Origin of the sequence: Rheinheimera sp., from assembly GCF_036568245.1 — a bacterium.
In the GTDB taxonomy this organism is placed as follows: Bacteria; Pseudomonadota; Gammaproteobacteria; order Enterobacterales; family Alteromonadaceae; genus Alishewanella.
The window spans coordinates 1-13,773 of record NZ_DATCSY010000181.1; the positions used below are offsets into that span (position 1 = coordinate 1).

General features: G+C 48.9%; 13 protein-coding genes and 1 pseudogene. 7 read left to right on the forward strand and 7 right to left on the reverse strand.

What is annotated here, in order from left to right:
- Positions 1–60: 60 nt before the first annotated feature.
- The 5 genes from VIN66_RS08125 to modC are packed head-to-tail and all read left to right on the forward strand — an operon-like array spanning position 61 to position 3,459.
- The gene (locus tag VIN66_RS08125; protein WP_331923505.1) at positions 61–312 is read left to right on the forward strand and encodes a MoaD/ThiS family protein; all 252 of its coding nucleotides are present in this window, start codon (positions 61–63) and stop codon (positions 310–312) included.
- Between the two features lie 29 nt (positions 313–341).
- Positions 342–791: a molybdopterin synthase catalytic subunit MoaE gene (gene moaE / locus VIN66_RS08130; RefSeq protein WP_331923506.1), complete on the forward strand. Its 450-nt coding sequence runs from the start codon at positions 342–344 to the stop codon at positions 789–791.
- Positions 792–794: 3 nt separating this feature from the next.
- Positions 795–1,607, forward strand: coding sequence for a molybdate ABC transporter substrate-binding protein (gene modA, locus VIN66_RS08135; RefSeq protein ID WP_331923507.1), 813 nt, complete (start codon positions 795–797; stop codon positions 1,605–1,607).
- Entirely contained in the window at positions 1,607–2,308 is a 702-nt protein-coding gene (gene modB / locus VIN66_RS08140) for a molybdate ABC transporter permease subunit (RefSeq protein WP_331923508.1), read from the forward strand. Before modA ends, modB begins: the two co-directional genes overlap by 1 nt.
- Complete coding sequence (gene modC, locus VIN66_RS08145; RefSeq protein ID WP_331923509.1) at positions 2,308–3,459, forward strand: molybdenum ABC transporter ATP-binding protein; 1,152 nt, start codon at positions 2,308–2,310, stop codon at positions 3,457–3,459. The genes modB and modC overlap by 1 nt, the downstream gene beginning before the upstream one ends.
- A 153-nt stretch (positions 3,460–3,612) precedes the next feature.
- Here the strand turns inward: modC and VIN66_RS08150 are convergent, their stop codons facing one another.
- The 5 genes from VIN66_RS08150 to narL form a co-directional block, all read right to left on the reverse strand.
- A complete protein-coding gene (locus VIN66_RS08150; protein WP_331923510.1) occupies positions 3,613–3,804 on the reverse strand; it encodes a YfhL family 4Fe-4S dicluster ferredoxin in 192 nt (63 codons plus the stop codon).
- 2 nt (positions 3,805–3,806) lie between these two features.
- Positions 3,807–5,126 carry a tRNA 5-hydroxyuridine modification protein YegQ gene (gene yegQ, locus VIN66_RS08155; protein ID WP_331923511.1) on the reverse strand — a complete coding sequence of 440 codons (1,320 nt, stop codon included), beginning with the start codon at positions 5,124–5,126 and terminating at the stop codon, positions 3,807–3,809.
- A gap of 96 nt (positions 5,127–5,222) precedes the next feature.
- Complete coding sequence (locus VIN66_RS08160; protein WP_331923512.1) at positions 5,223–6,842, reverse strand: thiamine pyrophosphate-binding protein; 1,620 nt, start codon at positions 6,840–6,842, stop codon at positions 5,223–5,225.
- A 113-nt stretch (positions 6,843–6,955) separates the two neighbouring features.
- A complete protein-coding gene (gene glp, locus VIN66_RS08165) occupies positions 6,956–8,188 on the reverse strand; it encodes a gephyrin-like molybdotransferase Glp (protein WP_331923513.1) in 1,233 nt (410 codons plus the stop codon).
- Complete coding sequence (gene narL, locus VIN66_RS08170) at positions 8,188–8,841, reverse strand: two-component system response regulator NarL (protein ID WP_331923514.1); 654 nt, start codon at positions 8,839–8,841, stop codon at positions 8,188–8,190. The genes glp and narL overlap by 1 nt, the downstream gene beginning before the upstream one ends.
- Positions 8,842–9,165: 324 nt before the next feature.
- Here narL and VIN66_RS08175 point away from each other — a divergent pair, with 324 nt between their 5' ends.
- The gene (locus VIN66_RS08175) at positions 9,166–10,782 is read left to right on the forward strand and encodes an MFS transporter (protein WP_331923515.1); all 1,617 of its coding nucleotides are present in this window, start codon (positions 9,166–9,168) and stop codon (positions 10,780–10,782) included.
- Positions 10,783–10,875: 93 nt separating this feature from the next.
- Here VIN66_RS08175 and VIN66_RS08180 read toward each other — a convergent pair whose 3' ends face one another.
- The gene (locus tag VIN66_RS08180) at positions 10,876–11,178 is read right to left on the reverse strand and encodes a DUF3135 domain-containing protein (RefSeq protein WP_331923516.1); all 303 of its coding nucleotides are present in this window, start codon (positions 11,176–11,178) and stop codon (positions 10,876–10,878) included.
- Positions 11,179–11,255: 77 nt separating this feature from the next.
- Positions 11,256–13,037, reverse strand: a complete 1,782-nt coding sequence (locus VIN66_RS08185) for an ATP-binding protein (RefSeq protein WP_331923517.1) — start codon at positions 13,035–13,037, stop codon at positions 11,256–11,258.
- Positions 13,038–13,364: 327 nt separating this feature from the next.
- Between VIN66_RS08185 and narZ the strand changes: the two are divergent.
- Positions 13,365–13,773, forward strand: a pseudogene (gene narZ / locus VIN66_RS08190) (nitrate reductase subunit alpha); the annotation flags it as partial.

The window sequence follows — 13,773 nt, forward strand, 5'->3', positions numbered from 1 at the left end:
AAAGGTACAATTGCTGGAAAAGACCGGCGGTAAGTCCGGACATTATGTTGTGGAGGCCAAATGATTAAAATTCTGTTTTTCGCCGCGCTGCGCGAGCGGCTTGACTGCGAGCAATACCTGCTGAGCTGCGATGACAAAATATTGCGGGTTGCCGACATACTGCAGCAACTGCAAAGCCGCTGCCACAACTGGCAACTGGAGCTTAGCCGCAATGATTTGCTCTGCGCTGTTAATCAGCAATTGGTGCCGTTAACGGCCAGTGTACAGGACGGTGATGAGCTGGCATTTTTCCCGCCGGTAACGGGCGGTTAAGAGATAGTAGCTAACGGATGGAGAATGACATGAGCATCTTTGTTGCGGTGCAAAGCGACGACTTTTGCGTCGCCAGCGAATACGACGAGCTGCGCCAGCAGGCCAACTGCGGCGCTATTGTCACCTTTAACGGCCTGGTACGTGAGCTTAGCAACAACATACTGCACAACATGACGCTGGAGCACTACCCCGGCATGACAGAACAAGCCCTTATTGCAATCGCAGAACAGGCAAAGCAACGCTGGCAGCTTGGCGCGGTGCGCATTGTTCACCGGGTAGGCACACTTAAGCCACAGCAACAAATTGTGTTTGTCGGTATTGCCAGTGCCCACCGCGCAGCGGCCTTTGCCGCCTGTGAGTTCATTATGGATTACCTGAAAAACCGAGCGCCATTCTGGAAAAAAGAGCATACCGCGCAAGGTGATTACTGGGTGGCGGCCAAGGCCAGCGACCAGCAAGCACTGGCGCGCTGGGAGTAACTGATGCGCCATCTATTCTTTGCTGTTTGTTTGCTTTTCACCTTAAGCAGTTATGCCGGCGACAAGCTCACCATAGCGGCCGCTTCCGACCTGCGCTATGCCATGGCTGACATCGTTAGCCTGTTTCAACAGCAGAATCAGCTTGATGTCAGGGTAATTTATGGCGCCAGCGGCAAACTCAGCACTCAGATCCGCCATGGCGCGCCCTATGATATGTTTTTCTCCGCTGATATCAGCTTTGCCGGACGGCTATATCAGGACGGCTTCGCAGCCACTGCGCCACAGCCTTATGCGCTGGGGCATTTAGTGCTGTGGAGCCCAAAACAGAATATGGCCGGCATTAAGCTAGAACAGCTGGCAGAGCTGGCAGAGCTGGCAGAGCTGGATTTTGCCCGCATCGCCATCGCCCAACCAGCCCATGCGCCTTATGGCCAGCGCGCTAAACAAGCCTTGCAGACTGCCGGTGTCTGGCAAAAAGTAGAGCCGAAAATCGTCTATGGCGAAAATATCGCCCAAACTGCGCAACTGGCGCAAAGTGGCGGCGCCGATATCGCTATTATTGCGCAGTCGCTGGCCCGCTTTCCTGAGCTGGCAGGCCAGGGCTACCAGCCTATTAATACTGAGCTGCACCAACCGCTGCTGCAGGCCTATGTCATTACCCGCCACGGCGCAGCTAACACGGCTGCGCGGCAGTTCAGCGCCTTTATGACAACACCACAAGCGCTAAGCATTATGCAGCACTATGGTTTTGAACAAGGGCGTTTTGAACAGCCGGGCTTTGAACAACCGGGATTCGAAAAGCCGGAGGCGAACTGATGGCAGAACTATTCGCCACACTCAGCCCGCAAGACTGGCAAGCGATTAGGCTCACCCTAAAGCTATGCTTATACACCACCGTGATTTTATTGCTACTAGGCACACCGCTGGCCTGGTGGCTGTCACTTAGTAACAGCAAATTGCGCACGGCTATTCAGGCAATAGTGGCACTGCCATTAGTACTTCCGCCAACAGTACTGGGGTTTTATTTATTGCTGCTACTTGGCCCGCATGGCGCAGTCGGCAGCACTTTGGAGCAACTGGGCTTTAATCATCTGGCATTTAGCTTTAGTGGCATTTTAATCGGCTCCGTTGTGTATTCACTGCCCTTTACCGTACAACCGCTTATGGACAGCTTTCGCCGTATGGGGCCAAGACCGCTCGAGGTAGCCGCAACCTTAGGTGCCGGTAAGCTGGATCAGCTGTTTAGCGTGGTACTGCCATTGTGTCGTGGCGGTTTTATTATTGCTGCCACATTAACCTTTGCCCATACGCTGGGTGAATTTGGCGTGATACTGATGCTCGGTGGCAGTATTCCCGGCGAAACTCAGGTGCTTTCAGTACTGATCTACGATCACACCGAGGCGATGAATTACGCTCAGGCGCAGCAGCTATCGCTTGGGTTATTAGTCAGCGCTTTTGTTGTGCTGTTTATTGTCTATGGTTTAAACCGGCGCAATCAGCGCGAGGCGGTGCCGTGATGAGCCTGTTTCAAATCACAGCGCGCCAGGGCAAACACTGGCTGGCGGTCACCGAGCAGAATTGCCCACGCCAGACAACTACCGGTTTAACCCTAAAGTTAACTATGCAGCGGGGTGATTTTTGTCTGCAGATAGATAACTGCCTGCCGCTACGAGGTGTGACCGCGTTATTTGGCCGCTCAGGCTGTGGTAAAACTACACTACTGCGCGCTATAGCTGGCCTTGATCGCCATACCGGTGCTGAAGTGCAATGTGGCGCTACAATATGGCAGCAAGACGGGCATTTTGTGCCAGTACATCAGCGCCGCATTGGTATGGTGTTTCAGGAAAGCAGCTTATTAGCACACCTGACAGTTGAACAAAACCTGCTATATGGCTTTAAACGGCTGGCAAAACACGCCGCTATACAGCTTAAACCTGAGCAGGTTATCCAGATGCTGGAGCTGACTCCGTTATTGCAACAAGTGCCATCGCAATTATCCGGTGGCCAGCGTCAGCGCGTCGCACTCGGCCGGGCTTTACTTAGCCAACCACAATTGCTGCTGCTGGATGAGCCTTTAGCGTCACTGGATCAGCAAAGCCGCAATGAGATTTTGCCGTTTTTACAACGCATCGCCTGCCAGACCGGCATACCTATGTTACTGGTAAGCCATCAACTGGATGACGTTGTTAAACTGGCCGATAATCTGGTACTCATGCAGGATGGTCGAATTCACAGCCAGGGCCCGCTGCAACAGCAATTGCTACAACCACAACTGGCGGCAATCGGCGCTATGTCGATGCTAGATGCCAAAAGCCATGGTTGTAATAATCATCTGCTGAAGCTCAGTATTGGCCAGCAGCAGTTGCAGCTCCCAGCACCGCAACATTGCGATAACGCAAACTACTCCCCCACTTCATACCGTTTACGTATTCAGGCGCGTGATGTAGCACTTAGCCTAACGCCACTAAACGACAGCTCTGTCAGCAATCAGTTACAGGTAAGTATCAGCGGTTTTAACAGTGCGCCGCACCCGGCAGAAACGCTGGTACAGCTAACACTGGAAGGACAGCCACTGCAGGCACTGCTAACCAAACATTCAGTTGAAAGATTGGGCTTGCAGGTTGGGCAGCAGGTTTATGCACAGATTAAAGCGGTGGCGCTGGATTAGTTCAGCGTTATAACCCGCTTCCGCAGTCCAATTTATTTCGACCATAAACGTATTTGTTGTTCCATTACCATATTGGAGACTACCTGCCCTTCCGGTGCCTCTTTCAAGCCGCGCTGCACCATATGTTCAAATGCTAACTCGCGCAAAAATCCCTTACTCGATTAACTCTATACAATCTATCGGGCACACTGCTATACAGGTTGGCTGGTCGTAATAGCCGATACATTCGGTACAAAGGATGGGATCAACCTCATAGTGATTGCCCCCCATGCTAATAGCCTCGTTCGGACACTCCGGTACGCACATATCGCAATTAATACAGCTAACATCAATAACAGCGGGCATGTTTAACTTACCGCGTTAACGGCCAAATCACTGCTGGCAGTGGTCGCAACTGGTAATTGTTTTAGCAGCATAGCGAAGCGCAAATCGGTGCACTCTGGCAACTGCACTTTAAGCTGATAACAGGCACCAGGTGCCAGCAGCATGGCATTGCCCTGCTTATCCCGCAGCGCAGCTAAAGTAAAATGGTGATTACCGGCAGGAGTCATTAACAGCAGATTGTCACCTACTGCGAATTGGTTTTTAATCTCAACCAGAGCATAGCCTTCACTGTCCTGCTCACTGATAAACTCTCCCACCAGTAGCTGCTCACCCACACTGTGGCTGGTATCGTAGTTTTGTAAGTCCTGCGGTTTATGTCGGCGCAGAAAGCCCTCGGTAAAGCCGCGGTTCGCCATGCCTTCCAACTCGCCAAGTAATTGCGGGTTAAAGTCATGGCCTGCAGCGGCATCATCGATTGCACGGCGGTACACCTGGGCGGTGCGAGCAACATAGTAAGGTGATTTTGTACGGCCCTCTATTTTAAGCGACTGCACCCCCATAGCGGTTAAGGCCGGCACATGCTCAATTGCACGCAAATCTTTCGAGTTTAAGATATAAGTACCGTGCAGATCTTCATCTATCGCCATCAACTCGCCTGGGCGGCCCTGCTCTTCGAGTAATGCTGGCGTGCTTATTGGTTTAAATTGCCCGGCATCATCTTCCACTGCCGCGTGCACCTGATAAGGCCAGCGGCAGCTATTGGTGCACGCCCCCTGATTCGGATCACGCTTATTGATGTAACCTGATAACAGGCAGCGGCCTGAATAGGCCATACATAAAGCACCGTGTACAAACACTTCCAACTCCATGTCCGGCACTTCAGTACGGATTTCAGCAATCTCCTCTACCGACAACTCGCGCGATAATATTATCCGTTCGACACCAATACCTTGCCAGAACTGCACTGCAGCCCAGTTCACGGTATTGGCCTGAACCGACAAATGCAGTGGCATCTTGGGGAAATGCTGCCGCAACAGATAAATGACACCGGGATCAGACACAATAAGTGCATCGGGTTTTAGTGCGACCACAGGTGCCATATCGGCAATAAAACTTTTCAGCTTGCTGTTATGTGGCGCTATGTTCACAACCACATACAGCTTTTTGCCCAGCGCATGCGCTTCGTTAATGCCTGTTTCCAGGGTCGCTAAATCAAACTCGTTATTACGCACACGTAAACTGTAACGAGGCTGACCGGCATAAACAGCATCGGCGCCATAAGCAAAAGCCAGACGCAACGCTTTTAAGCTTCCGGCCGGGGAAAGTAATTCAGGTTTAAACATTACAAAGTCTCTGCCACTACTATAGCGAAATAAAAAAGGCGGCTAGTGTAACGCCGGCATCAAAACCGGCGTTGATCTGCCACAAACTGCAGCGAGTTAACATTGAGCCTGCGCCGCCTGAGCCGCTTTAAAACCATTGGCGAAATTGTCCAGCCTCGCAGTACGACTACCAGCAGGTAACATCACCTCTATCAGGTTAAACCGTGTAGTACTGTGCAGAGCTAAGCGTAGTGCTTGTTCAAAGTCTGCCAGCGTTGTCACCTGCATGCCATTTCCGCCCATACTGCGCGCCAATTCCGCGTAGTGCCAGTTAGCTAACCGGGTGCAGTTTAATGCCGGAGCAAAGGCTTCTATCATGTCCCAGCGTTGGTTGTTAAATACAATAATGACCGGTGCAAAGCCATAGCGGGTAAAGTGACCCAGCTCAAGCCCGGTCATTAAAAACGCGCCGTCGCCAACCAACACGACGGGGCGAAGACCGGTTACCGCCTGCACGCCAAAAGCTGCCGGCACGGCATAACCCATAGAAGCGTAAAATGCCGGTGCCAGCATCAGGCTGGGATTGGCATGCAAGGATGCAAACAAACAATCACCTATGTCAGAGATAAGTGGTACGGTTTGGTTACCAGCCGCTAGCACTTCATCCAATCGCTGCACAACACTGGTTGCATTTAACGCTTTATCAGGTGTTAAATTTGCTGCAGCAGGCAGGTTACAGTGCGCATATCGCACTGAAGAGTGTTTTTTTACGGCAGCCAGCAAAGGTTTTAACCCTAATTGATGATAAGTAGCCGGCCCCAGCTTAAGATGGTTCTGTTCAATACACACCACTTTGTGCGGCGGAAATAACTCACTGTGCGCGGCAAAATTGCTGTCAGTTTTAATCACTCCCACCTGCAAAATTAAATCGGCGTTTCGCAACAGCTGTGCCGGGCGAATATCGGTTTTATCCAGAAATATGCCGGCGTATAAAGGATGTTGCAGATTAAAACTGGCCCGGCCCATTAAGGTACTGACAAAGGGAATGTTCAGTTTTTCTGCCAGTGCTTCAAGCTCCGCTACAGCATCAAAGCGGCGAACATCTACTCCGGCCAGTATGACCGGTTGCGTTGCCTGTGCTAAACGTGCTGCCAAATCTGTTGCTGCCAGTTCAAATTCATCCTGCGAACCCACATCCTGCAATTCGGCGCGGGCAAGTGATGTCTGCATTTGCACAGCATCTCGTGGAATTTCAAGCAGTACCGGCCGACTTTGCTGTTTGGCCGTTAATAAGGCTGCATGGATATCTGCGCCTGCACTTTGGGCATTATCCAACCGGAACTGGGCTGCCGTGATTTCGCGGTAAATATCCCGTTGTGAGTCAACCGTTTTGGCTTGATGATGAATTTGTAAGCCACGATCGATTTCAGATTGGCTGGGAAAACCGGCAATAACCACCAAAGGTACATGCTCTACATAGGCCTGAGCCACCGCATTGACAGCATTTAGCGCACCAGCGCCGTAAGTTAAGATCACCACTGCCGGATTGTTACTTATCCGGGCAGCCGCATCTGCGGCAAATACCACTGCGGGCTCGTGGCTTAAATAATATAGTGGCAGCGTATTACGTTGTTGCAGCTGTTCAAATAGCGGCAATACAAAATCGCCGGGGATACCAAATAGCTGTTTAACACCAAATACGTCCAGCTCGTGCAATAAGGCATCGACTAATAACATACACTGCTCCAGTTAAACTTTACGTTTAGCAGTGTGCTGATCGAGGGGGGTAACGATGTTGATGCAGATCAAAACTGCGCCAGTTTACACCAGCGCAAAGGTGGTAGTTCAAACTAACAAACCAAATTTGAAAATGGCAATATTGTTACTCTCTCACCAGCTGCAACGCTTACAGCATCACGCTCAAGCACGATATAACAATTAGCATTGGCAACAGAACTGAGCATGCCCGAGCTTTGAGCACCCAGGGTTTTTACCTTCAAGCCATGTTCATCCTGCCAGTACCAACCTCGTTGATAATCTGCACGTCCGGCTTGTTTTTTCAACGGCACAGTACACTCGGCAATGAGCTTTATAGTGTGTTCAGTTAGCGTTTCACCACTTAGCTGGCGTAATACCGGCTGTACAAGTTGCTCCAGTGTTACCACCGCGGCGACCGGGTTTCCCGGCAAACCAAAAAACCAGCAGTTTTCAAGCTTACCAAAGGCAAATGGTTTACCTGGCTTTATTGCCACCTGCCAAAAGTTTATCTGGCCAAGCTTTTGTAGAATTTGCCTGGTGTAATCGGCATCTCCCACCGATACTCCGGCACTGGTGACCAATACATCAGCCTGTTGCATGGCCTGTAGAAAAGCCTGTTCAATAACATCAGGATCATCCGGTAATAACCCTAAATCAATCACCTCAACGCCTAAGCGCTGTAACATAGCTGAGATGACATAGCGATTACTGTCATAAATATGACCTGCCGCTAACGGCTTGCCAGGCGGCACTAACTCGTCACCACTGGAAAACACGGCCACTTTCAGCTTTCGCCACACCGTAACTGTCGCAATGCCTAAAGATGCCAGCAAGCCAATATCTACCGGACGCAGTTTGTGTCCGGCGGCAAAAACCTGCGCGCCCAGCGCAATATCTTCCCCGGCGCGCCGCACGTGCTCACCGGTATCAGGTTGCAGCTTACACAATATCTGCTTCGGCCCGGCTTGCTGCGTTATTGTGACTTGCTCCTGCATTACTACGGTATCTAAGTCCGGTGGTAAAACGGCCCCGGTGGTAATACGCACGCAACTGCCAACGGGCACCGTATCGCTATAGGCATGGCCGGCCAGCGCGGCGCCGACAACGGTTAGCGCCTGTTGTGGTTTAACCTCTGCTGCACGCAGCGCATAACCATCCATAGCGGCATTATCATATCCGGGCACGTTAATATGCGAGATGACAGCTTGGGCCAGCACACAGTCCAAAGCATCATTTAGCGGTATGTCTACGGATTGTGACAACGGCTGCACCTCGTCAAGCATCTGAGCGATCGCTTGCTCAACTGCCAGCATTCCTGCAGCCATCAAACCTTACCTCCTTGCTGGTTCACCATCCAAACAGCAGCTTCAACCCGTGAGCGTAAACCTAGCTTTTTCAATAAATGTTTCACATGTACTTTGACGGTACCGTCAGAAATATTCAGCTCGCGCGCGATCAACTTGTTACTCAATCCTTTGGCAATAAAACTTAAAATTTCATGCTCACGATTGGTCAGGCTATTTAATTCGGCGGGAGTTTTTACTGTCGGGCGACGCAACGCTGTTGCCAGTACCTGTGTCACTGCTTCGCTAAGCACCATTTTGCCAGACAACGCACGCTTAATGTGTTCCAGTAGTATTTCAGGATCACTGTCTTTTAACAGGTAACCATCTGCACCGTTACTAATCGCATTTACCACATCTTCATCGGCATCAGAAACCGTGAGCATTACAATACGCGACGTCACCCCCTCATCACGGAGCTTTTTTAGCGTTGCGATACCGTCCATACCCTGCATATTCAGATCCAGGATAATCAGATCCGGATCCAGCTCTACAGCCAGTGGCACTGCCTCAGCACCACTACTCGCTTCAGCTATTACTTCCAGATCATCTTCCAAAGCCAGTAACTGTTTCAATCCTTTACGCAGCAATGGATGATCATCTATCAGCATGACACTGGATTTTTGCTCTGACATATCGGGCTCCCAAACTATTATTCCGAAGAAGTACTGCTATTAGCATATAACAAGGCCGTGTCGTTTTTGATATAAATCAGTTAATTGCCAAATTACTTAGTCACAATAGACCGCAATGTTCAAACATTACCCTGCCACAGCATAACTATAACAACATGATATTAAATGATTATTTTTTACTGCATTCAGATAAATACTCCTTTTGGGGTAACCCCAACTATCCACAGGACGCAAAATCGCTAACACCGAAGATACATTGTTAGCTAAGGCATTGCCCTGCATAGTTTCCACAGTACCAACTATGGTCTCTATCAGGAGTACGCTATGTCAGATCTCAAACATTGGCGGCCAGAAGACGATACCTTCTGGTTGCAATGCGGCAAAAAAATCGCCAATCGTAATCTATGGATATCCATTCCAAGCTTGCTGTGCGGCTTCGGTGTCTGGATGCTTTGGAGCATTGTCACTGTACAAATGCTGAATGTTGGCTACCCGTTTACTACAGCAGAGTTATTTACACTAACCGCCATTGCTGGTTTAACCGGCGCCACACTGCGTATTCCATCGAGCTTTTTTGTTCGGTTATGTGGTGGCCGTTATACATTATTCCTGACCACCAGCTTACTAATGATACCTGCTGTTGGCACGGGCTTAGCGTTGCAAAGCATCGATACGCCACTTTGGGTGTTTCAGTTAATGGCTCTGTTATCTGGCATAGGCGGGGGTAACTTTGCGTCATCCATGTCTAACATCAGTTTCTTTTTTCCGAAAAAGCAACAAGGCTTAGCGCTGGGATTAAATGCTGGCCTGGGTAATTTCGGTGTCACCACAGTACAAATACTGGTGCCGATTTTTATGTCATATGGTGTTTTTACGCTACTCGGCGGCGGTGACCCTATGGTTCTGACGAAAGCCAGCGGTACCGTTACCGGTACTATTCCAGCAGGCACAGATACCTGGATCCAGAATGCCGGTTTTTCCTGGCTGATCACATTGTTACCGCTGGCCATTATACTCTGGTTTGGCACTAACAATATTCATACCGAAGAAGTTACCCCTAAATTACCTTCTGCAATAAAATCATTCAGTATCATCCTGGCCATGCTTGGCATAGGTTTTGTTACCTCAGTTGCCGGTTTATGGCTTATTTTACCCGAGTCAGCTAATGGCTCCGGTTTTGGTATTCCCAAAGAAATTGTGTTGCTGGCAGTATTATTTGCCACTGTATTTCTGCTGAAATTGCTGCCTGGTGCCATTCGTACCAGCCTGGATCGCCAGTATCAGATTTTTAATAACAAGCACACCTGGGTTATGAGTGTGTTGTATGTGATGACCTTTGGCTCATTTATCGGCTTTGCTGCTGCCTTTCCATTATCGATAAAAGTGATCTTCGGCTACAGCCATATTTTGGTTGACGGCGTAATGACCCATAGCACACCTAATCCGAATGGCCCAAGTGCCCTGACCTATGCTTGGATAGCGCCTTTTATCGGTGCGTTAATCCGCCCCGTCGGCGGTTGGATTGCCGATAAGCTCGGTGGTGCTTTTGTCACGCAGTTATGCTCCGTCGTCATGGTTTTGTGCGCTCTGGGTGCCGGTTATTACATGCAACTGGCCTATCAGAGTGCAACGCCTGAGCAATATTTTGTACCGTTTTTCCTGATTTTCTTAGGGCTGTTTGCTGCCAGCGGCATTGGTAATGGTTCCACTTTCCGCACAATTGCAGTGGTTTTCCCGAAAGAACAGGCAGGCCCGGTGTTAGGCTGGACATCTGCTGTAGCCGCCTATGGCGCTTTCTATATTCCTCAGGTGCTGGGTGAGCAGATAAAAGCGGCGACACCAGAATATGCAATGGTAGGCTTCGCCATATTTTATGCTTTGTGCCTGTTAATTAACTGGTTTTTCTATCTGCGTAAAAATGGTGAGTTTTACAATCCATAAAAAACAAAACACCAGGGCGCGGATATCGCGCCCTGGTGTTTTTTCTCAGCAGGTAAAAAGTGTTAGTCACCATTTCGCGACAGCAACAACGTGTTACGACTTCACTATTTTAGCAATAGTGTCACAGCTTGATTGTAACTGCGCTACACAATGCTCCAGCCGCTCTACGTTTCGCGCTAACTGTTGTTGTATAAACAGTTGCTTTTCTTCCGGTGATGAGATTAAACGCAGCCGTTGTTCAACAGTGAACTGATACTGCAATAACGCCAGCTTATCACCGGCGTTATGTTGTTTGGCAATCAGTTGTTGCCGTAACAGCTCTGCTTTTTCCGGTTCCTGCTGGCATAAGCGCACCAGAGCAGCGAAATCATCAAAATAGTCTTCTACAACAGGCATAGATATTAGCTCAGGATAAAAAACACTCTTTCAGCCTGCGATATTGCGAGTTCAATTTCTATACCCACTAAGAGTTATCAGGCACTGTACTTCTGCCGCAAGTACTCCGGCATAAAGTGAAAATATACCCCTGTGCCACCTTCAGTCCGGGCGATAATCTGAATGTTCCCATCCAGGTGCTTGCTACGCTCTTGCATAATAGCCAGACCATAGTGATTAAGCTTTTCTGCTGATTGCGGAATGCCGACACCATTATCTTCTACTGCTAGCTGCACATCTTGCTCGTCCTGGCGCAAACTAATTCTAATTTCAGAACCCTGACTATGATGTACAGCATTCTGTGATGCCTCACGAATAATCTGCAACAGATGAATTTCCTCATGGGGCGCCAGCGGAATATCAGTCAGCTGATAATTCAGCAAAATCTGCATCCCAGATTGCTCGGTTAACTGTTTGACTGTAGTCTGCAATGCACTAAGCAACCCTGCGCCATCGACTTTTAAGCGGAAGGTTGTCAGCAATTCACGAAGCTGACGATACGCCGCATCCAGCCCCTGCTTTAACTCAGTAGATACGTCATCAATGGTGCTTTTATCATCCTTTTGAATGGCTTTATTTAACCGGGTCACCTGAATTTTCAGGTAGGAAAGCGCTTGCGCTAAAGAATCATGTAGTTCACGGGCTATTACCGTTCGCTCTTGCATCAGCGCCAGGCGACGCATTTGATACTCTTCTGATTTCAAGCTTAATGCCAACGCCAGCTGATCAGCCACCGAAGCCAGTAGCTCAGACTGCCATGGCATTATTTTCTCATCAGGTGTTAACCGTAAAACCAGGACACCATACTTTTTTCTGTCACGTTGCAACTGAAAGTTGTATTGCAAAGATGTGCAATCATTTCGAATTTCAGTGGTTAAGCATTCCGCGCAATTTTGTTCAGTACAAGGGTCATTATCTGATGAAGGAACCAGCTGCATATAGGGTTTAGAGCCTTCCTCTGTAAACAGACATAACTCGATATCGTCGAGTTTAACCACCGTTTTTAGCTCGGAGACAATCTGATGAAAATCGACAAATTCAGGCGCATGTTCACTGATGCGTTTTGCCGTATTATAAAGGAAGCGTAAAGTAGTATTGTTGCGCTGTAATGCTTCTGTTTGCTGCTCAACCCTCTGTTCCAGATTGCCGTACATATAGGAAATAGAATCATTCATTTTGTTGAAGCTATGCGCAAGCGTGCCCAACTCGTCCTGATTTTCTACAGTAAGACGATGGGTAAAATCACCCATGGCAACCCGTTTAGCGCCCAATGTCAGGGCTTCCAGCGGTTGCTGAACCATTACTTTGAGCCAATAGATCACAACAGCCGATAACAGAACGGTTGCCAGCAACGCCACTAGTTGTAAAGTGCGGAAACTGCGCACTTTTTGCTCTGCATCTTGCTGAATATAGGCTACCAGTTGCTCCAATTGCAGAATTTGCTGGTTTAGCGCCTGCTCTATTTGCTCAGGTGGTGCTGTCCCCTGAGTGATTTGCTTTTCCAGGCTATTCCAGTGCTTTTTTGCTGTATCAAATTGCGACACTACAACATCATTATGCATAAACCGTTTAAACACAGGATGTTGCCAGCTTTGTTCAAACTGGGCTTTTGCAGCCGTTAATTTTTCTTCGTCCCCATGTTGGGCCAACCAAGCTAAGCGGTAACTTTGCATCCGTAATGAACCTGCAACATTTACTGCATATGCATCATTATCTGTTTTATCCGATAGCCAGTACGATGCCAACATAGTGCCAACGGCCAGAGTAACAATACACGCCAGTGCAATATTAATACGGGTAACAATAGAAAATTGTCGCATACACTCTCCGCTTATCTACATCCCAAGCATAACCCTTTACGTAAGCGCCTGCCGCATAAAAAACAGCAACACAATTGAGCTACCCCCTTTTTTCTAACAAGGTAACCCAAGTTTACTCTGCGCCAGCTCAAGGGGTAGAAGATGCCGTATTGTCGGCCATTTCACCACTACCCACACTACCCACTAATAGGTATTTCTGTTTTTTATCAGCAGTTTAGCGCGCTAGCTCGCATGATCTAAATCAAGCATCATCACGCTGATGTTTCTATAGTGTGCATATCAGAAAAGCAAAATCTCTGTTTACGCAAGACAGACCAGGAGTAAATCATGAGTCATCTGCTCGACAAACTGCGGTTTTTTAAAACACGCAAACAACCGTTCGCCGACGGTCACGGTGTCACAACTAACGAGGACAGAACCTGGGAGCAAGGTTATCGTCAGCGCTGGCAGCACGACAAAATAGTGCGTTCAACTCATGGCGTAAACTGTACCGGCTCGTGCAGTTGGAAAATCTATGTGAAAGATGGTTTGGTAACCTGGGAAACCCAACAAACTGATTATCCACGCACCCGGCCAGATTTACCAAACCACGAACCGCGCGGCTGCCCGCGTGGTGCCAGTTATTCCTGGTACATCTACAGCGCCAACCGTTTGAAGTACCCTAAAGTTCGCCAACAACTGATGAAACTTTGGCGCGAAGCCAAAGCTGAACATAAAGATCCGGTAAAAGCCTGGG

What these genes read in the sequence shown, in the direction of transcription:
- VIN66_RS08180 (WP_331923516.1), bottom strand. Translation starts at nt 11,178, where the DNA reads ATGCCTGTTGTAGAAGACTATTTTGATGATTTCGCTGCTCTGGTGCGC.
- VIN66_RS08125 (WP_331923505.1), top strand. Translation starts at nt 61, where the DNA reads ATGATTAAAATTCTGTTTTTCGCCGCGCTGCGCGAGCGGCTTGACTGC.
- yegQ (WP_331923511.1), bottom strand. Translation starts at nt 5,126, where the DNA reads ATGTTTAAACCTGAATTACTTTCCCCGGCCGGAAGCTTAAAAGCGTTG.
- VIN66_RS08160 (WP_331923512.1), bottom strand. Translation starts at nt 6,842, where the DNA reads ATGTTATTAGTCGATGCCTTATTGCACGAGCTGGACGTATTTGGTGTT.
- modA (WP_331923507.1), top strand. Translation starts at nt 795, where the DNA reads ATGCGCCATCTATTCTTTGCTGTTTGTTTGCTTTTCACCTTAAGCAGT.
- modC (WP_331923509.1), top strand. Translation starts at nt 2,308, where the DNA reads ATGAGCCTGTTTCAAATCACAGCGCGCCAGGGCAAACACTGGCTGGCG.
- glp (WP_331923513.1), bottom strand. Translation starts at nt 8,188, where the DNA reads ATGGCTGCAGGAATGCTGGCAGTTGAGCAAGCGATCGCTCAGATGCTT.
- VIN66_RS08185 (WP_331923517.1), bottom strand. Translation starts at nt 13,037, where the DNA reads ATGCGACAATTTTCTATTGTTACCCGTATTAATATTGCACTGGCGTGT.
- VIN66_RS08150 (WP_331923510.1), bottom strand. Translation starts at nt 3,804, where the DNA reads ATGCCCGCTGTTATTGATGTTAGCTGTATTAATTGCGATATGTGCGTA.
- modB (WP_331923508.1), top strand. Translation starts at nt 1,607, where the DNA reads ATGGCAGAACTATTCGCCACACTCAGCCCGCAAGACTGGCAAGCGATT.
- narL (WP_331923514.1), bottom strand. Translation starts at nt 8,841, where the DNA reads ATGTCAGAGCAAAAATCCAGTGTCATGCTGATAGATGATCATCCATTG.
- VIN66_RS08175 (WP_331923515.1), top strand. Translation starts at nt 9,166, where the DNA reads ATGTCAGATCTCAAACATTGGCGGCCAGAAGACGATACCTTCTGGTTG.
- moaE (WP_331923506.1), top strand. Translation starts at nt 342, where the DNA reads ATGAGCATCTTTGTTGCGGTGCAAAGCGACGACTTTTGCGTCGCCAGC.